17 protein-coding genes are annotated in these 18483 nt (G+C 74.0%); 5 read left to right on the top strand and 12 right to left on the bottom strand.

Annotated features, from left to right (window positions below):
• The first annotated feature begins 207 nt into the window (after window positions 1–207).
• Both K8556_RS36750 and K8556_RS36745 read left to right on the top strand, forming a co-directional pair.
• Window positions 208–1122: a lytic transglycosylase domain-containing protein gene (locus tag K8556_RS36750; protein ID WP_223744794.1), complete on the top strand. Its 915-nt coding sequence runs from the start codon at window positions 208–210 to the stop codon at window positions 1120–1122.
• A gap of 84 nt (window positions 1123–1206) precedes the next feature.
• Window positions 1207–1731 (top strand): hypothetical protein, encoded by a 525-nt coding sequence (locus K8556_RS36745; RefSeq protein ID WP_223744793.1) that lies wholly within the window; start codon window positions 1207–1209, stop codon window positions 1729–1731.
• 6 nt (window positions 1732–1737) lie between these two features.
• Here K8556_RS36745 and K8556_RS36740 read toward each other — a convergent pair whose 3' ends face one another.
• Genes K8556_RS36740 through K8556_RS36705 form a run of 7 tightly spaced genes read right to left on the bottom strand, consistent with a single transcriptional unit; the run spans window position 1738 to window position 7901 of the window.
• Window positions 1738–2856 carry an ATP-binding protein gene (locus K8556_RS36740; RefSeq protein ID WP_223744792.1) on the bottom strand — a complete coding sequence of 373 codons (1119 nt, stop codon included), beginning with the start codon at window positions 2854–2856 and terminating at the stop codon, window positions 1738–1740.
• Window positions 2853–3554 carry a response regulator gene (locus K8556_RS36735; protein ID WP_223744791.1) on the bottom strand — a complete coding sequence of 234 codons (702 nt, stop codon included), beginning with the start codon at window positions 3552–3554 and terminating at the stop codon, window positions 2853–2855. Before K8556_RS36735 ends, K8556_RS36740 begins: the two co-directional genes overlap by 4 nt.
• Window positions 3554–4759, bottom strand: coding sequence for a sensor histidine kinase (locus tag K8556_RS39605; RefSeq protein ID WP_304504033.1), 1206 nt, complete (start codon window positions 4757–4759; stop codon window positions 3554–3556). Before K8556_RS39605 ends, K8556_RS36735 begins: the two co-directional genes overlap by 1 nt.
• 26 nt (window positions 4760–4785) lie before the next feature.
• A complete protein-coding gene (locus K8556_RS36720; protein ID WP_223744790.1) occupies window positions 4786–6174 on the bottom strand; it encodes a sigma-54 dependent transcriptional regulator in 1389 nt (462 codons plus the stop codon).
• A 32-nt stretch (window positions 6175–6206) separates the two neighbouring features.
• Complete coding sequence (locus K8556_RS36715) at window positions 6207–6497, bottom strand: TraR/DksA C4-type zinc finger protein (RefSeq protein WP_223744789.1); 291 nt, start codon at window positions 6495–6497, stop codon at window positions 6207–6209.
• A 22-nt stretch (window positions 6498–6519) separates the two neighbouring features.
• A complete protein-coding gene (locus K8556_RS36710) occupies window positions 6520–7566 on the bottom strand; it encodes a hypothetical protein (RefSeq protein ID WP_223744788.1) in 1047 nt (348 codons plus the stop codon).
• Window positions 7563–7901: a hypothetical protein gene (locus K8556_RS36705; RefSeq protein WP_223744787.1), complete on the bottom strand. Its 339-nt coding sequence runs from the start codon at window positions 7899–7901 to the stop codon at window positions 7563–7565. Before K8556_RS36705 ends, K8556_RS36710 begins: the two co-directional genes overlap by 4 nt.
• 259 nt (window positions 7902–8160) lie before the next feature.
• Between K8556_RS36705 and K8556_RS36700 the strand changes: the two genes are divergently transcribed.
• The gene (locus K8556_RS36700) at window positions 8161–9177 is read left to right on the top strand and encodes a 2-hydroxyacid dehydrogenase (protein WP_223744786.1); all 1017 of its coding nucleotides are present in this window, start codon (window positions 8161–8163) and stop codon (window positions 9175–9177) included.
• A gap of 31 nt (window positions 9178–9208) precedes the next feature.
• On the opposite strand, the gene K8556_RS36695 is transcribed toward K8556_RS36700, so the two are convergent.
• From K8556_RS36695 to K8556_RS36685, 3 genes are read right to left on the bottom strand one after another with little or no spacing between them, the layout of a single operon-like run.
• Window positions 9209–10633, bottom strand: coding sequence for an MBL fold metallo-hydrolase RNA specificity domain-containing protein (locus tag K8556_RS36695; protein ID WP_223744785.1), 1425 nt, complete (start codon window positions 10631–10633; stop codon window positions 9209–9211).
• Between the two features lie 47 nt (window positions 10634–10680).
• Window positions 10681–11718, bottom strand: coding sequence for an NAD(P)-dependent alcohol dehydrogenase (locus K8556_RS36690; RefSeq protein WP_223744784.1), 1038 nt, complete (start codon window positions 11716–11718; stop codon window positions 10681–10683).
• Window positions 11719–11760: 42 nt separating this feature from the next.
• The gene (locus K8556_RS36685) at window positions 11761–14232 is read right to left on the bottom strand and encodes a cation-translocating P-type ATPase (protein WP_223744783.1); all 2472 of its coding nucleotides are present in this window, start codon (window positions 14230–14232) and stop codon (window positions 11761–11763) included.
• Between the two features lie 414 nt (window positions 14233–14646).
• Here K8556_RS36685 and K8556_RS36680 point away from each other — a divergent pair, with 414 nt between their 5' ends.
• The gene (locus K8556_RS36680; protein WP_223744782.1) at window positions 14647–15936 is read left to right on the top strand and encodes a universal stress protein; all 1290 of its coding nucleotides are present in this window, start codon (window positions 14647–14649) and stop codon (window positions 15934–15936) included.
• Window positions 15937–15954: 18 nt separating this feature from the next.
• On the opposite strand, the gene K8556_RS36675 is transcribed toward K8556_RS36680, so the two are convergent.
• Together K8556_RS36675 and K8556_RS36670 are read right to left on the bottom strand one after the other, a co-directional pair.
• Complete coding sequence (locus K8556_RS36675) at window positions 15955–16452, bottom strand: hypothetical protein (protein ID WP_223744781.1); 498 nt, start codon at window positions 16450–16452, stop codon at window positions 15955–15957.
• Window positions 16453–16473: 21 nt separating this feature from the next.
• Complete coding sequence (locus K8556_RS36670) at window positions 16474–17238, bottom strand: hypothetical protein (RefSeq protein WP_223744780.1); 765 nt, start codon at window positions 17236–17238, stop codon at window positions 16474–16476.
• A gap of 242 nt (window positions 17239–17480) precedes the next feature.
• Between K8556_RS36670 and K8556_RS36665 the strand changes: the two genes are divergently transcribed.
• Window positions 17481–18341, top strand: a complete 861-nt coding sequence (locus tag K8556_RS36665; RefSeq protein ID WP_223744779.1) for a hypothetical protein — start codon at window positions 17481–17483, stop codon at window positions 18339–18341.
• Window positions 18342–18483 lie beyond the last annotated feature (142 nt).

The raw sequence follows: 18483 nt of genomic DNA, 5'->3' as shown, positions 1-18483 counted from the left end.
CCCCGGGTGACGGTGGGTTCGGATGATGACGAAGGGCATCGGGGCGGTGACGGGAGTCACCAGGCCCGGGCCCCGGCGGCCCTTCGTGTTGCCCGTGAAATCCAGCGGTTGCCCGCGTCCGTCGGGCCGCTGGGGGCTGGCACACCGGCTGCTATGGGGTCCCGCATCGCTTCAACGAAATCCCCATCCCCTTCGAGGTCCCCCGCCATGGCCATCTCGCCCCTCCGCAGCCCCTCCGCTTCCATGTTCCGCATGCCGGTGCAGGACGCCGCCGCCCCTCGCGCCGCGGGCCGTCCGGGGGGCGTGGATGGGTTCTCCTCCGGCCAGAAGCCGGGCTCGCCGGGGCTCGCGGCGCTCCAGCAGGACGGCTTCGACGCCGGCTCCGGCAACGGCGCGCAGTTGGGCAAGCTGCTGCAGGACACGCTGACGGTGCTGTCCTCCGTGGTGCATTTGGTGGCGCAGGCCGTGCCGGGCGCCGCGCAGGGGCTCCAGGGTGAGCAGGGCGCCCCGCGAAACAGGTGCGGCGCGGGTCCGCAGCCCTTCTCCGACAGCAGCTTCACGCCGCAGGACTCCAGCCGTCCTCCCGTGGCGCTCAACGGCAACACCGGCGTCGTGGGGCCCATGACTTCGTCCTCGAGCGGCGGTTCGAAGCTGGGCGGCAACCTGCCCCCGGGGCTGGAGAAGTTCCGGGGCGCCATCGAGTCCGCGTCCGCCAAGACGGGCGTGCCGGCGGAGATGCTGGCCGCGCAAATCTGGCAGGAGTCGCGCGGCAACCTGGAGGCCGTCTCCACCAACGGCGGCAACGGCCTGACGGACACCGGCCTGATGCAGGTCAACCCCAACACCTACGGGGAGCTGCAGGCGAAGCACCCGGAGCTCCAGGGCAAGGACCTCTCCGACCCGGAGACCAACATCCTGGCGGGCGCCTTCTACATGAAGGACATGAAGGAGCAGTTCGGCAGCGATGAGCTGGCCCTGCGCGCCTACAACTCCGGCCCCAACGGCGTGGACCGGAGCAACCCGGACGCCATCCCCGCCGGCACCGGCGACGCCACCTACGTGCAGAAGGTGAAGTCCTTCATGAACACGCTGGCCACCGGCCAGGGCACGCTGCCCGCGTAGGGCGCCGCGCCCATGACACAGCCGTGACGGAAGGATGGACTCCCCCGGGGGAAAGCGGCGGAGCCTGCGTCTAGCTTTCCCCTCATGACCTCTTCCTCCTTCCGTCCGTTCGTGTTGGCCGCTGTCACCTCCTCCGCGCTGGTCCTGGGCGCGTGCGCGGGAGGCACCGCCGCGACCCGCCCCGCGGAGTCCCTCTCCGTCCGGGAGCTGAACGTCGTCGACGAGCACGGCCAGACGCGCATCCGCATCGCGGCGCCGATGCCCGACCCCCAGGGCCTGAAGCGCGCCGTCACCGCCTACGGCCTCCAGTTCCTCAGTCCCACCGGGCAGGAGATTGGAGGACTGGCGATGATCGACTCCATTGACTTCCGCGGGCTCTGCTTCGACAGCACGGAGAGCTACGAGGCCATGTGCATGGGCCTGGAGAAGGAAAATCCCACCGTCACCTTCCGGAAGGACTGGAAGGAGCGCATCACGATGGGCGTGGTGGACGGCGTGGCGAGCATCGTCATCCACGACGCCCAGGGCACCCCGCGCCTCAAGCTGGAGGTGGACAAGGACGGCAAGACGCGGACCGTCGGCGTGACGCCCGCGCCGGCCGCGCCCTGAGCCCCGTCAGCGCGGCTGCGTCCCCGGGGCCGCTGGCAGGTGCACGCTGAAGCGCGCGCCGCCCAGCGGCCCGTCCTCCACCTGGAGGGTGCCGCCGTGCTGGGTGACGATGGCGTGCACGATGGAGAGCCCCAGCCCGCTGCCGCTCGCCTTCGTCGTGAAGAAGGGCTCGAAGAGCCTCCCCCGCGCCTCCAGCGGCACGCCGGGCCCGCTGTCGTCCACGAAGAGGGCCACCTCTTCGCCGCGCACGCTCGCGCTGAAGCGCACCCGGCCTCCCGAGGGCGTCGCCTCCAGCGCGTTGAGCGCCAGGTTCAGCAGCACCTGGCGCAGGCGCTCCTCCTCGCCCCACACGTCCAACGCGCCCGGCGGCTCCACCTCCAGCGTCACGCCGCGCTGCTCGGCCTGCCAGGACAGGAGGCTGGCCACCCGCTCGAACAGCGGCGCCACCGCCACGACGTCCGACCTGAACTCGCGGGGACGGGCGAACTGGAGGAAGTCCTCGAGGATGTGGTCCAGGCGGCGGATCTCATCCCGCACCAGCAGCAGCGGCTCCAGGAGCGGCCCCTGGACGGCCTCCTCCAGCCTGCGCACGCGCCGCTCCAGGACGGTGAGCTGCAGGGTGGCGGCGTTGAGGGGGTTGCGGATTTCATGCGTCAGGCCCGCGGTCAGCGTGCCCACCGCGGCCAGCTTCTCCGACACCTGCGCGCGCCGGGCCAGCGCCCGCTTCTCGCGGTGCAGCCGCACCTGGCGCAGCGCCTGCTCCAGGGTCACCAGCAGCTCCGGCGTGGCGCAGGGCTTGAGCAGGTACGCGCACGCGCCCGCGTGCACCGCGGCCACCGCCGCCTCCAGCATGCCCAGGCCCGTGAGCAGCACCACCTCTCCGTCCGGCACCAGCGCCTTGAGCCGGGGGGCCAGCCACGAGCCCTCTCCGTCCGGCAGCCGGACGTCCACCAGCGCCACGTCGAAGCCCGCCGGCGCCCGCTCCAGCGCCCCCGCGCAGCTCGTCGCGCTGGAGACGACGTAGCCCTGGTCCTCCAGCAGCTCCTTCATGTTGTCCAGGAACGCCGCGTTGTCATCCACCACCAGCACCCGGGGACGCTCCCCCGCGCTCCCCGTCCCCGTCACGCGCGGTCTCCGTGCACGTGCTCCAGCGCGGCGAGCAGCGCCCCGGTGTCGAAGGGCTTGCGCACCCACCGGCCCTCGAAGTCCGGGGGCAGCGCTTCAGGGAAGGCCGTGACGACGAACGGGGTGGTGCCAGGGAAGCGCTCCCGCACACGGCGCAGCGCCTCGCCGTCGGGGCCGCCCGGCACGCGCAGGTCCACGAGCGCCGCGAAGGGGCGGACGGCCGCCAGCCCCGCCACGTCCGGCACCGAGCGCGCGACCACGGCCGTGAAGCCGCGCTCGCGCAGCACCTCCGTGAGGTTGTCCGCCAGGTGGACGTCGTCCTCCACCAGCATGACGAGCCCGTCGCGGCGGGCCCGCGTGAGCAGCTCCATCAGCGCGGGCACCGGCACCGGCTTGGGCAGCACCGCGAGCACGCCCTCCGCGCGCGCCCACGCGAGCTCGGCCTCCCCGGGGTGCGCGGTGACGACGATGGCCGCGAGCCCCGGGTCCCGCTGACGCAGGTGGTGCACCAGCGCGGCGCCGCTCATCCCGGCCATGCACATGTCGGTGATGAGCACGTCGTAGCGCACCTCGCGCGCGGCCTGGAGCGCGGCCTCGCCCCGGTCCACCACGGTGGCCTGGTGGCCTTCGTCCTCCAGGATCTCCGCCAGGTTCTCCGCGAAGGCCCGGTTGTCATCCACCAACAGGAAGCGGCGCATCAGGACGGCTCCGGCGTCAGGGGAAGCTCCACCACGAAGCGGGCCCCTCCCGGCCCGGCTCCGGCTTCGGCGGGAGCGTACGCGATGCCGCCTCCATGCCGTTCGAGGATGCGCCGCACGAGCGCCAGGCCCAGCCCCAGCCCGCGCGCCTTCGTGGTCATCAGCGGCTCGAAGACGCGCGCGCGGATGGCCGGATCCAGGCCCGGGCCGCTGTCCTCCAGCACCAGGCGGACCCGGCGCGCCCCGTCCTCCGGGACGTCCGCCGTCAGCCGCACCTCGCCTTCGCGCTCACCCAGGGCCTGCACCGCGTTCTGCAGCAGGTTCACGAAGACCTGCCGCAGTTGCACCGCGTCCCCCTCCAGCGGGGGCAGGGCCTCCAGCCCCTCCTCGCGCACGCGCACCCGCGGGGGCGGCGCGACGGCCTCCAGCGCGGAGGCCCAGACCTCCGCGAGCCGCAGCGGCGCGCGGACCAGCGGGCGGGAGCGGATCATGTCCAGCAGGCTGGTGAGGATGTGGTTGGCGACCTCCACCTGCTCCCCGATGCGCTCCAGGTGCTTGGTCACGCGCGCGTCGTCCTTCGCGGCGGGGCGGCCCTTGAGGATGAAGAGCGACGTCTCGATGACGCCCAGGGGGTTGCGCAGCTCGTGGCCGATGGAGCCCACGAGCTGCCCGAACGTCGCCAGCCGCTCGGCCCGGGCGGCCTGGGCCAGCAGGTCCTCGCGGTACGTGTGCAGCATGATGGCGATCTCCAGGTCGAGGATCTTCCCCAGCGCCCGGCCCAGGCGGGAGGCCCGGGCGGGGTCGCCGCGCAGCGCCTCCTCCATCACCGCCGTCAGCTCCTGGCGCAGCAGGTTCATGGCGCCGAACATGTAGTGCTGCGGCAGGTGGATGCGCACGTGCACCCGGCCGATGCGGCAACGGCGCTCGAAGTAGGCCGCGTCCCACGGCCCCAGCAGCAGCGACCCCATCCAGTCCTGGAGCGTCACCTTGAGGTGCCCCACCCGGCTCTCGCCGCCCTCCAGCGCCTCGCGCGCCCCCGGGTGTTCCAGGATGCGCCGGTAGAAGACGTCCGCGATGCGCTCGAAGTGCGCGCAGGCGATGGGGTGCAGCTCCCGCAGGGCCTCCCCGTCGCTGGCGGTGAACCCCACGTAGTGCTGGAGCTCCTCCAGGATGTCTTCCGTCTCGCCTCCAGGTCCGGCTTCCATGGCGAATCCCTTCCCCGTGCGCGCGCCTACGACGCGGCCGGCTCCTCGTCCGGGCCGGCGCCACCGCCGCCGTATTCCTTGAGCTTGTATTGGATCTTCCGCACGCTGATGCCCAGCACCTCCGCGGCGCGCGTGGTGGAGCCCTGCACCATCTCCAGCGTGCGGAGGATGGCCTCGCGCTCGATGGCGGCGAGCGTCGCGCCGGGGATGAGCCGGTCGCCGCCCCCGGCGCTGGGGCGGGGGCCGCGCAGCACGGGCGGCAGGTCGTCCGCCGTGAGCTCTTCTCCCCGCGCGAGCACCACCGCGCGCTCCACCGCGTTCTCCAGCTCGCGGATGTTGCCCGGCCAGTCGTGGCTCATCAGCGCCTCCAGGGTGCCGGGCGCCAGCCCCTTCACGGCCTTGCCGTGGACCCCGTTGCAGCGCTCGATGAAGTGGCTCACCAGCGCGGGGATGTCCGCCTTGCGCCGGCGCAGGGGCGGCAGCGTCACCGCCACCACGTTGAGGCGGTAGTAGAGGTCCTCGCGGAAGCGGCCCGCCTTCACCTCCGCCTCCAGGTCGCGGTGGGTGGCCGCCACGATGCGCACGTCCACCTTCAACGTCTGCGTGCCGCCCACGCGCTCGAACTCGCGGCCCTGCAGCACGCGCAGGAGCTTCACCTGCACGGCCGGGGAGATTTCGCCAATCTCGTCCAGGAACAGGGTGCCCCCGTCCGCCAGCTCGAAGCGGCCCTCCTTGCGCGCCTGGGCGCCGGTGAAGGCCCCCCGCTCGTGGCCGAACAGCTCGCTCTCCAGCAGGCCCTCGCTGAGCGCCGCGCAGTGCACCTTGATGAAGGGGCGCGCCTTGCGCGGGCTGAGCTCATGCAGCGCCTGGGCCACCAGCTCCTTGCCCGTGCCGCTCTCCCCCAGGATGAGCACCGTGGCCCGCGTGGGGGCCGCCTGGTGGATGAGGGAGTAGACGCCCTGGAGCTCGGGCGCGTCCCCGATGATGCTGCCCACGCGGAAGCGCTCCGCCACCCGCTCGCGCAGGTGCCGGGTCTCCTGCTTCAGCCGGCGCGTCTCCAGCGCCTTGCCCAGCACGACGAGCACGGCGTTCAAGTCCAGCGGCTTGGTGAGGTAGCTCTCCGCGCCCAGGCGCATGGCCTCCACCGCCGCCTCCACCGTGGCGAACGCCGTCATCATCACGAAGGCCGCGTCGCTGCCGTCCTCCTTCGCGCGGCGCAGCAGGGTGACGCCGTCCATGCGCGGCATCCGCACGTCGGTGAGCACCAGCGCGGGTGAGAAGTCCGGGAGCGCGGCGAGCGCCTCCGCGCCGTCCGCGGCCTCCCGGACCTCGTACCCTTCCTCCGAGAGGAGGGTGGCCAGGGCGCGCCGCGCGTTCACCTCGTCATCCACGACCAGGATGCGTTCTGGGGCCATGCCTCTGCTTACCAGACCTGGACCCGGGGTCTTCACGCGTTCACGTCCCGGGCCCGCGCGTCCGCGCATGCCAGGCAGCAGCGCGCCTCCGGGACGGCGAGCAGCCGCTGCCGGCCGATGGCGCCCCCGCACCGCTCGCAGCCGCCGAAGCGGCCCTGCGCGATGCGCTCGAGCGCCGCCTCCACCTCCTCCAGCTCGCGCGGTGGGAGGCCTGCTCCCCGCGCGGGCGGCCGGGCAGCCACCGCCGCGCGCGCTGCACGCAGCGCGTCCCGGCGGGAGAGGAGCATCCGCAGCGCCAGGGTCGTGATGGGGTCGACGGGCATGGGGTCCTCGTGCGCGCGGGCTTCAGGAGGCCGGGGGAAGGGACACGGAGGCGGAGCGCTTGCGCCGCGCCGCGAGCACGCCCGGCAGCGCGAGCACCGCGACGGCCACCGTCACCAGCCCGGCGCCCGCCAGCTCCCGGGCGCCCACGCCGGGCAGCCCCAGCCACGCGGAGAGCACGGCCGTCGCGCCCACGCCCGCGAACACGCTGGAGGCGCGGTTGATGGGCACGGTGAAGGTGTTCTCCCGCGCATCCAGCAGCACCAGCCCCCCGAAGATGCCGCTGCCCTGGGAGAAGAGCCCCACGGCCAGCTCCACGGCCAGCGTGGGCCGCGTGAACATGCCGGTGAAGCCCTCGCGCAGTTGCTCCGCCGCGCCCCCCACGCCCGCGAAGGCCCACAGCGCCAGCAGGACGACGAGCGCGGGCGCGGCCACCATCTGCTCCTCCACGAAGTAGCGCTCGCGCGCGCCGGGCACGTGGTTCTTCGCCAGCCGGCTCATGAAGCGCAGCCGCACGAAGTAGCTGACGACGTAGACCGCCCAGTCCAGCCCCGCCACCAGGGAGAGGCGCGGCTCCGCGCCCGGCCCCGTCGCGACGAGCAGCGCGGCCAGGCTCAGCCCCAGCGCGACCCGGGAGGGCCACGCCACGCTCCGGCCGCTCACCGCGTCCACCAGCGGCGCGAGCACCAGCACGCCGCCGCGCATCAGCAGCATCATGAAGACGATGGACGTCCCGTCGAAGGTGTACGCCAGCGTGGTGGTGGCGATGATGCCCGTGGTGCACAGGCCCGACAGGAAGGTCCAGCGCCCCGGCCAGGGCAGGCTCACCGGCCCGAAGCGCCGCCGCCCCGCGTGCTGGAAGGCGCCGCTCCACGTCAGGTACGCGAACATCCCCGCGAGCGTGGCCAGCGACGTGGAGGGCAGCAGCACGAAGCCCGGCAGCCCCGCGCTCATCCCCGGCAGGGCGCCCAGGCTCAGCGCCTTCGTCAGCGCGCTGTAGGGCAGGTAGCAGGCGAAGTACCCCAGCGCGAACCACCCGATGGCGACCGGAGCCTTGGGCGACGGGCTCATCGTCCGCCCGCCGCGCACCAGGGGCAGCACCGGGCCTCGGGCAGGACCTGGAGCCGCTCGGGCTCGATGAGGGCGCCGCAGGCCTCGCACCGGGGCCGGCCGTCCTGAGGAAGGTGCGCCAGCGCGCGCTCCAGCGCCTCCAGGGTCCGGGCCTCGCGAGCGTCGAGCGCGTCGAGCAGCCGCGTCTCCTCCAGGGCCACCGCGCGGTCCACCCACTCCGGGGCCCCGGTGCCGGTGACCTCGCGCAAGAGCTCCCGGTGCTTGCGCCTCAGCTCCAGCAGGGCCCGCCACCGCTGGCGCAACCGCCGGCCCGCCTCGTCATGCGTGGCATTCATCGAGCGTCCTCCGTCTCCCGTATCGCGTCCCGGGCCCCCCACGCCGCGCGGCCCACCCCCAGCGCTTTACAGGATGCATGCCAGCCTTGTCCCGGGCCGTGCGCGCGGGGCCCCGCAGGAGTTGCACCCCGGCCCCCGTGCACCGCGCAACGCTTGCGCCCCACCCGTCCCCGGGGCCGGTGTCCCCGCCGAGCATGGCGGATGCAGAGTCCGCCGGGAATCCGCGGCCGCCTTCGCCGCGCCGCCAGGGGACACGCCCATGCGCATCGCCTTCTTCGACACCCACCGCTTCGACCGCGCCGCCTTCGAGGAGGCCAACGCCGGATTCGGCCACGCGCTCACCTGGTTCGAGCCCCGCCTGACGCTCCAGACGGTGGGGCTGGCGGCGGGCTTCCCCGGGGTGTGCTCCTTCGTGAATGACCGGCTGGACGGCCCGTGCCTCCAGGCGCTGGCGGCAGGGGGCACGCGGCTGGTGGCGCTGCGCTCGGCGGGCTTCAACCACGTGGACCTGGCGGAGGCCGCCCGGCTGGGGCTGACCGTCGTGCGAGTGCCCGAGTACTCACCGCAGGCCGTGGCCGAGCACACCGCGGCGCTCGTGCTCGCGCTCAACCGCAAGGTGCACCGCGCCTACGCGCGGGTGCGCGAGTGGAACTTCTCGCTGGACGGGCTGGTGGGGTTCGACCTGCACGGCAAGACGGTGGCGCTGGTGGGGCTGGGGCGCATCGGCCGCGCCACCGCCCGCATCTTCCACGGCTTCGGCTGCCGGCTGCTCGCGGTGGACCCCCAGTTGAAGGAAGAGGACGCGCGGGGGCTGCACCTGGAGCCCGTGGCGCTCCCGGAGGCCCTGGCCCGGGCGGACATCCTCTCCCTGCACGTGCCCCTCACGCCCGGCACGCGCCACCTCATCGACGCGGCGGCGCTCGCGCGGATGAAGCCCGGGGCCATGCTCATCAACACCGGCCGAGGGGCGCTCATCGACAGCCAGGCCCTGCTGGCGGCGCTCAAGTCGGGCCACCTGGGGGCCGCCGGGCTGGACGTGTACGAAGAAGAGGAGGGCGTCTTCTTCCAGGACCTCTCCGGCCAGGTGCTCCAGGACGACGTGCTCGCGCGGCTGCTCACCTTCCCCAACGTGCTCATCACCGCGCACCAGGCCTTCCTCACCCGTGAAGCCCTGGGCGCCATCGCCCGCACCACGCTCGAAAGCATCCGCCGCTTCGAGCGGGGCGAGCCCCTGGACGCGACGGAGGTCCGGGCCGAGCAGGTGCTCCCGCGCTGACAAGGCCCGGCCGCCGCTGCGGCGGGCCTGGCTACTCCAGCGTCACGCGCTCTCCATCGCGCGCCACCCGCACGCGCCACCCCATCCGCTCGCGGATGCTCTTCGCCAGCGCCTCGCTGGCGGCGGGCTCCCCGTGGACGAGCCAGGTCTCGCGCGGCGGGCGCGGGAAGGTGCGCAGCCAGTCGAGCAGTTCCTCCCGGTCCGCGTGCGCCGACAGGCCGTCCACGGTCTCCACCCCCGCCCGCACGGGGACGTCCTGCCCGTGGATGCGCACCGTGGCCGCGCCATCCTGGAGCGCGCGCCCCCGGGTGCCCGCGGCCTGATAGCCCGCGAAGACGACGGTGTTGCGCGGGTCCGGCAGCAGGCGCTTCAGGTGGTGCAGCACCCGGCCGCCGGTGGCCATGCCGCTGGCCGCGAGGATGACCCGGGGGTCCGTCCTCTCCAGGAGCGCCCGGGACGCCTCCGCCGTGCGCACCCAGTGGTGCTCCGAGGCGCACAGCGGGCAGCGCGCCTGCGCGACGAGCCGCTGCATGTCCACGTCATGGTCCTCCGGGTGCAGGCAGTAGAGCGCCGTCACGTCCTGCGCCATGGGGCTGTCCAGGAACACGGAGACGCTCGGCAGACGCTGCGCGTCCCTCAGGCGGTGCAGCGTCCAGAGCAGCTCCTGCGCGCGCCCCACCGCGAAGACGGGGATGACCACCACGCCGCCCTGGTGGACCGTGCGCGTGATGACGCGCGCCAGGTGCTCTTCCGGGAAGGCCGCGTGCACGCGGTCGCCATAGGTGGACTCCAGGAGCAGCACGTCCGCCCCGGGCACCGGCTCCGGGTCGCGCAGGATGGGGCGGCCCGGACGCCCCAGGTCGCCGGAGAAGACCAGGTGGCGCGCGGCGCCCCCCCGCCCCCACGCGACGTCCACCGTGGCCGAGCCGAGGATGTGGCCCGCGCGCCGGAAGGTCACCTCCAGCCCCTCCCCCACGGCGAAGGGCGTGCCGTAGGGGTGCGTGCGCACGAGCGCGAGCGCGCGCCGCGCGTCCTCCACCGTGAAGAGCGGCAGCGCGGGCTGATGCCGCGAGTAGCCGTGGCGGTTGGCCCGCTCCGCGTCCTCCTCCTGGAGGTACGCGGCGTCGAGCAGCAGCGGCTCCAGCAGGTCCGCCGTGCCCGGCGTGCAGTGGACGGGGCCGCGAAAGCCCCCCCGGGCCAGCAGCGGCAGGGCGCCCGAGTGGTCCAGGTGGGCGTGGCTGAGGACCACGGCGTCCACCGTCACCGGGTCGAACGGCGGCGGCGCCCAGTTGCGCTGGCGCAGGCCCTTGAGACCCTGGAACAGGCCGCAGTCGAGCAGCACCCGGCACCGCCCACGGCCCTCCCGCTCCAGCAGGAACCTGGAGCCGGTGACCGTGCCCGCCGCCCCCAGGAACCGCAGCGAGGTCGTGGTCTGCGCCTCATCCGTCACGTGCATGCCCCTCTCCTTCGCGTCACGAGGACTCCGCCATCCGCCGCCACGCCTCAGCCGTTCGGCGTCGCCACCGCGCGGCCCGCGATGGCGCCCGCGCGCAGGCGCCGGTAGGCGTCCTCCACCTGCTCCAGGGGGACCAGCTCCACCTCCGTGCGGATCCGCCCCGCCTCCGCCAGCGCCACGACCTCCATCAGCTCCGGGATGGAGCCCCAGTACGTCGTCGCCACGGAGCACTCGTAGGGGACGCGGAAGAAGCCCACCGGCAGGGTGCCCCCGCCCAGCCCCACGAGCGTGAGGTGCCCCAGCGTGCGCGCCATCCCGGCCGCCAGTTGGAGCGTGCCCTCGGTGCCCACCATGTCCACGACCAGCTCCGCCCCCTTGCCGTGGGTGAGCTCCCGCACGCGCTCGACGGCCGCGTCGGAGAGCACGGCCTCGTCCGCGCCGTCGCGGCGGGCGATCTCCAGCTTGCGGGGGGACGTGTCCACCGCCACCACCCGGGCGCCCGTGAGCGCGTGCAGCACCTGCACCCCCATCTGCCCCAGCCCGCCCACGCCAATGACGACCGCCGTGGAGCCCGCGCCCAGCAGCGGCAGCGAGCGCTTGATGGCGTGGTACGACGTGAGGGCCGCGTCCGCGAGCGGGGCGGCCTGGCGCGGATCCAACCCCTCCAGCGGCACGAGCAGGCGCGAGGACGGCACGAGCAGGTAGGGCGCGAGGCCCCCGTCGCGCCCCAGGCCTCCGCCGGCGTACGGCATCTGGCCCTGGCGCTCACAGTAGTTCTCCATCCCCTGCCGGCACCGGTGGCACCGGCCGCAGCCCCAGTGGCCCGCGACCAGCACCGGATCCCCCGCGCGCAGGCCCGTCACCCCCGCGCCCGTCTTCTCCACCCAGCCCGCGTTCTCATGGCCGAGCGTGAAGGGCAGCCGGTAGTCCAGCGTCCCCGCCTCCCAGTCCATCAGGTGCAGATCCGAGTGGCACAGGCCCGCGCCTCCCACCTTGATCAACACCTCGCCGGGGCCCGGCTCCGGCACCTCCACCTCCCGGAAGGCGGCCGGCTGCCGCCACTGCATGAGCGAATAGGCCTTCATGGTTGGCTCCTTGGATGGGGCGCCCCATCCCATGGGGTGACGTCAAACCTGGGCATCGGTCCGGCCACGGCTCCACGCCCTGCCGCGCGGCACCAGCTTGCGCAGCTCCAGCACGCTCACCGGGATGAGCCCCAGGCCCAGGGCGCCCACGAGGTGCGCGGCGGTGAGCGGGACGAGCGAGAAGAACGCGGCGAGCATGGGCACCTCCGGCAGGGCGACCTGGAGGGCCAGCGTGCCGGCGGCCACCGCGAGCAGGGCCCGGTTGGTGAACGACCCGACCTCCCAGTGGAGCATCCCGGCGCTGCGCGCGGCGAAGGCGCGAAGCACCTGGCAGAACACCAGCACGGTGAACGTCAGGGTGCGCGCCTCCTCCAGCGACAGGTGCTCGAGCGCCCAGAGGAAGGTGCCCAGCGTGACGGTGGCGTCCAGCAGGCCGGTGGCCAGCACCGCCGCCCACTCCCGCCGGCCCAGCATGGGCTCCTCCGGCCGCCGGGGCGGCCGCCGCATGACGTCCGGCGGGGCGGGGTCCATGACCAGCGCCAGGGCCGGCAGTCCGTCGGTGACGAGGTTCACCCAGAGCAGGTGCAGCGGCAGCAGCGGCAGGGGCAGCCCCAGCAGCGACGCGCCGAGCATCAGCACCAGCTCGCCGGCGTTGCCCGCCAGCAGGTAGACGAGCGTCTTGCGGATGTTCTCGTAGATGCCGCGCCCCTCGCGCACGGCCGCCACGATGCTCGCGAAGTTGTCGTCCGTGAGGATGAGGTCGGACGCCTCGCGGGTGACCTCCGCGCCGGTGCGGCCCATGGCGATGCCGATGTGCGCCTCGCGCAGGGCGGGCGCGTCGTTCACGCCGTCGCCCGTCATGGCGACCACCTCTCCGCGCGCCTTCCACCCGCGCACGATGTGGAGCTTCTCCTCCGCGGTCGCCCGCGCGTGCACGGTGCCCTCCGGCGACTCGCCCTCGCGCAAGAGGCCCAGCTCCCTCGCGATGGCCAGGGCCGTGGCGGGGTGGTCGCCGGTGATCATGACCGTGCGCACCCCGGCCTCGCGCGCCGCGCGCACGGCCTCCACCGCTTCGGGCCGGGGCGGATCCGCGAGCCCCACCAGCCCCACCAGCGTGAGGTCCCGCTCGTCCGGCCCCCGCCCCTCCGCCACGGCCAGCACGCGCAGGGCGCGCCCCGCCAGCGCGGCCAGGGCCTCCGCCACGCCCGGAGGCACCTGCCGGCATAGCGGGAGGAGCGCCTCCAGCGCGCCCTTCACGTAGAGCACGCCGTCCGAGCGCAGGACGCTCATGCGCCGCCGCTCCGAATCAAAGGGCTGCTCCGACACCCGGGGGCGCTCGCGCTCCACGTCCGAACGCTCCACGCCCCGGGCTCGCGCCGCCGCGAGCAGCGCCAGCTCCGTGGGGTCCCCGGCGCCGGCCTCCTTCCCCTGCCCCAGCTCCGCGTCACAGCACGCCGCCGCCACCTCCAGCACGCGCTGCGTGGACTCCGGGGGCCACACCTCGCGCACCTCCATGATTCCCTGGGTGAGCGTGCCCGTCTTGTCCGTGCAGATGACGGTGGCGGCCCCCAGCGCCTCCACCGCCTGCATCCGCCGCACGAGCACGTGCCCCTTCACCATCCGCTGCACGCCCACGGCGAGCGCGAGCGTCACCACGGTGGGCAGGCCCTCCGGCACCGCCGCGACCGCGAGCGCCACCGCCGCGAGCAACAGCTCCACCCCCGCCTGTCCCCGCGCCAGCCCCAGGCCCGCCACCAGCGCGCCCACGGCCACGCACAGCACCAGCAGCATGCGGGTGACGCCCTCCAGGCGCTGTTGCAGCGGCGTCTGGGGCTCCTGCGCCGTGCGCACCAGGTGCGCGATGCGGCCCAGCTCCGTGTCCATGCCGGTGGCCGTCACCTCGGCCACCGCCGTGCCCGCCGCCACGGAGGTCCCCATGAAGACGCGGTCCTTGCGCTCGGCCAGCGGGGTGAAGTCCGGCAGCGCGCCCACCTGCTTGTCCACCGGGGTGCTCTCCCCCGTGAGCGCCGCCTCCAGCGTGAGCAGCGCATGCGCGGAGAGCAGCCGCGCGTCCGCCGCCACCACGTCCCCCGCCTCCAGCACCAGCGCGTCCCCCGGCACCACCTGGGACGCCGGAATGACGGCGCTCACCCCGTCGCGCAGCACCCGCGCGCTGGGAGCGGTGAGGGCGCGCAGGGCCAGCACGGCGCGGTCCGCGCGGTACTCCTGGAGGAAGCCCACCAGCGCGTTGAGCACCACGATGGTGGCGATGGCCACCGCGTCCGCGCCCTCGCCCAGGAGCGCCGCCACGCCGCACGCGCCCAGCAGCAGCCACACCATGCCGGAGCGGAACTGGCGGCCCAGGAAGAGCCAGGCGGAGCGGGGCTGCTCGCGCGTCAGGGTGTTGGGCCCGTACCGGCGCAGGCGCGCCTCGGCCTCCCGCCGGTCCAGGCCCCAGCGCGGCTCCGGAGTCACCACCACCGCCGCCGCCGCCGCGCCATCCACCGCGCTCATCGGGACACCGCCCGCGCGCCACGGCGCGTTACGCGGTGGCCACAGGCGCCATGCCCACCACGGCCCCCTACGCGGTGGCCACACGCGCCACGGCGCGTTACGCGGTGGCCTCGCTCGGGGTCCAGCCAACCATGGAGGGTCATGACAGTTGCTCCTGCGCCAGGGATGCGCCACCGGGTTGCGAAGCCCATGCCGTCAAGGGAGACGTGGGCCGGGTCCCCCGGGAGGCGCAGCTTTTGCGCCCGCGCCTCCGGGCGCCGCAACCCTTGCGCGGGCCGGGCCGGGGACGCCAGAGGGAAACGGCACGGCACGCATCCTGAAGAGGCCTGGAGCCCACAGCGGGTCGCGCTCCCAGCGCGAGCCTCCCACCGGAACGCCCCGGTGTGGCGCCTTCCCCCCGTCCGGAGCCCAGCCATGGCCATCCTCTGCGCAACCGACCTCTCCGAAGGTTCCCGTCAGGCCGCGGAGGTCGCCGCGCGCATCGCCGCCCGCCGCGGCCAGCCGCTCTGGCTCGTCCACCAGGTCCACCCGGATCAGCTCCGGGTCGCGGCCGAGCCCGTGCGCGAAGGCCTGCGGGCGCTGCTGCGCGAGGAGACCCGGCGCCTGGAGCCGCTGGGGGCGCGGGTGGAGTCCTCCCTGCTGGAGAGCGGCTCCTCGCGAGCCCTGGCCGTCTTCTGCGACGCGCACGAGGCGCGGCTGCTGGTGGTGGGGACGCCCCGCGACGAGCCCGCCGGCCTGGGGTCGGGCGTCAGCCTGGAGCGCATCGCGCGCAACTGCTCGGTGCCGCTCCTGCGGGTGCGTGACGCCGCCCCCTTCAAGGCCTGGCTCCAGGGGGAGCGCCCCCTGCGCGTGATGTTCGGGGTGGACCGCTCACGCGGCAGCGAGGCCGCCCGGCGCTGGCTGGAGGAGCTGGGCGCGGACGGCCCCATCGAGCTGCTGGCGGGGCATGTCTATTACGCCTTCGAGCAGTGCCGGCGCCTGGGCCTGCCCACCCCCATGAACCTGGACGAGGTGGCCCCCCGCATCGAGGCCGTGCTCCACCGCGAGGTGGCCGCGCTGGCGGACACGGGCCACGGCACCGCGCCGCGCGTGCACCTGCGCATGGCGGCGGGCCGCGCCGCGGACCACCTGGTGGACCTGGCCCGCGAGCAGGAGGTGGACCTGCTCGTGGTGGGCACGCACCCGCACAACGCCCTGGGCAACCTGGCCTCGGTGGCGCACCACGCCCTGCGGCTCGCGCCCATGTCCGCGGCGGTGGTGCCGGTGAGCCCCGCGGCCTCCCGGGGCGAGGTCCCGCTGCCCCAGGTGCGGCGGCTGCTGGTGGCCACGGACCTGTCGCCGCTCGCGGACGAGGCCATCCCCTTCGCCTTCGCGCTGGCGCCCGCGGGCGCGGAGGTGCACCTGGTGACGGTGATCCCCGAGCGCGCGGGGGCGGACCTCCACCGCGACCTGAAGCAGCGCCTGATGGAGCGCGTCCCCAGGGGACTGGATGCCCGGGACGTCACCACCCGGCTGGAGGTCCTCCACGGCGAGGACGTGGCGCTCGCGCTCGTGCAGGCCGCGGAGCGGATGGACGCGGAGCTGCTCTGCCTGGGCTCGCGCGGCCACGGAGGTGTCAGGGAGGCCGTGCTCGGGTCGGTGGCGCGCAAGGTGCTCTCCCTGAGCCGCCGGCCCGTGCTCGTGCTGCGCCCCCCGCTGCGCTGAGCGCGCAACCCGCTCCGGTCAGCGCGCGGCGGGCGCCCCGCCGCCCTGGCTGTAGCTGTCACAGAGCGCCATGTACTCGTCGCTGTCCATGGCGAGCGCGGCGACCCGCAGCTTCTTCACGCGGGGCTTCGCGAGCGTGGTCTTGATCTGCACCATCTTGAGGATGGGCAGGCCCATGTAGGACTGGGAGTAATAGACGTTCTCCTGCATGTCCCCCCAGGCGATGAGCACGCCATCCGGGAAGCGGATGCCGTCCCGGCCGATGAGCAGCACCGGGCGGTCCAGCCTCCCCAGCCCGCGGATGCAGTTGAACAGCATCCACGCCGCGGCCAGGGTGATGAGCGCGACGGCGATCCACAGGTTGCTCACCGGGAGCGCGCGCACGGTGAGCGCGCCGAAGCCGGCCGTGGCCAGCACCCAGATGACCACGCCCGCGATGAGCTTGCCCCGCGAGTAGTAGATGGCGCGCGGCTTCTCCGCCTGCTTCTTGGACTGGGGGGAGCGGTAGATTTCCATGTCGGGATGTCCGTGGGTGCGTCAGCCGGCCAGCCGGTCTGACAGGTAGGCCAGCAGGACTGGCGCGTTGATGACCTTCGCTTCGTCGAACTTCCGGGGCCGGCCCTGGGCGACGATGATCAGCTCGCGGGACGCGTGCCCCTGGTCCACCTCGTCCTGGAGGCGGATGCTCTCGATGTCGTCCCAGCGCCACAGCTTCCTGCGGTGGATGAGCCCCACGTCGCTGAGCACGAGCGGTCCGAAGCGCACCGGCTTCCCCGCGGAGACCTGGTGGCTCACCCGCGCCAGCAGCCGCGACACGACCTGCTCCAGCACCGCGTCGTGCAGGACGTCCGGGTCGCTCCACAGGTACAGCCGCAGCCGCAGCGTCCCCCCCGCGTGGCGCAGGATGACGCGGTCGTCCGCGTAGACCTCGGTGATCTCCCGCACGTCCCGCCACCGGATCCGCGTGCCGCCGACGCGCAGGCCCTCGTCGTCCACCGTCAGGGTGTGCGGCGCCATCAGCCAGACGAAGAGGTCGTTGGCCCGCCAGCCCAGGACCCAGATGCAGCAGGGGATGCCCACGAGCAGCAGGGAGAAGCCGAACCCGCTCCGGAGCACGTCCTGGCCCCACGGGCGCGGAAGCAGGGGCACGCCCAGGGGCTCCAGGAGCGCCGCCGCCTCCACGTAGAGCAAGGCCAGGCCCGCCAGGAACCAATACACCGAGTGAGTTGGAAGGATCTTGTGGTGCGCGTGCTTCAGTGCTGCCTCCAGACGGGCCTGGGCGAAGCGTCTATAGACAATCACTCCTGTCTCCGCGACGTGTTTCGCCCCTCGGAGCTGCGTTCTCGCTGCCTGGGAAAAACACGCTCGCGAGCTGAGACGGCGCTGTCTGGCTTTGCATGGAATCTCCCTCTACAAAAATAGACACGGCACCGGTGTTTCACGGCGGGTCCCGTGAGGGCCCGAGGCGCAATCGCAGACACCGGAGGTCCCCCGGGGCACCGCCCGGATCCACAAGCGGCGCGGCGAGGCTAGAGTCGCGGTCCATGCACGTCCTGCATCGCGGTCAGGCCCCCCAGAAGCCCCTCCTGCTGCGCCCCCTGTTCGGCGGGGTGCAGCGCATCGGCATGCGGTCGGAGACCACCACCACGCTTCGCGACGCGGGCCGGAGCAAGCCCGGCCCCGCGATGCCGGGGGTGCAGATGGTGATGGCCGTGGAGGTGCTTCGCGTGCTCCCGGACGGCAGCGCGCGCTACCGCTTCACGCTGGAGGAGGTGGACCTGCTCGTCGCCGCGCGCACGCCCGCGCGCACCGTGGAGGCGGCGCGCGCGCAGTTGTCTCCCCTGCCCGGCCTGAAGGGCGAAGGCCAGGTGGCCCCCAACGGACGCTCCAGCGGCTTCGAGTGGAAGCTGCCCGCGGACCTCGCCGCGCCCGTGCGCGGCCAGATGCAGCAGATGGCGGGGCTGCTCAAGGACCTGGGCACCTTCCTGCCCGCCGAACCCGTGGGCGTCGGCGCCCGCTGGGAGGAGAAGGGCGCGGGGAGCGGCGCCCTCACCGGCGCGAACACGCGCGTGGAGCTGCGCACCCTGGAGGGCCAGTCCGTGGGCCTGCGCCTCCAGATGGAGACGCCGCGCACGCCCCAGCCCGTCCCCGCCTCGCTCCGCCCGCCTCCGGGAGAGAAGGGCGAAACCTCCATGCACACCGAGGCGAAGGGCCACGGCGGCTGCCTGCTCTCCCTGGACCGGCTGTGGCCCGTCCGCATGGAGCTGGACGTGGAGTCCCACGTCGCCGTCCGCGCCGGCACGCCGGACGCCCCCAAGCGCCTCGACGGCTTCACCACCTCCCGGCTCCAGGTCCGCGAGCTGTCCTTCACCCCGCCCCGCCTGCGCGCCACCCGCACAGTGTAGGCCAATGCCTACCTGAAATTCCGGTCCGCCTGGGTCATCAGGCAACCCGCGGCGGGTTGATGCGATAATGGGGGAAAGGATTGCACCCGGTGGCGGGGGACGCCGCGGTTCCAGGGCGCCAGTATTGGACCCACCGAGGGCA

The organism is Corallococcus sp. AS-1-12 (assembly GCF_020036995.1).
Taxonomy (GTDB): Bacteria; Myxococcota; Myxococcia; order Myxococcales; family Myxococcaceae; genus Corallococcus.
The sequence above is the reverse complement of the archived record's forward strand: the minus strand, read 5'-3'. Positions and strand labels throughout refer to the sequence as shown.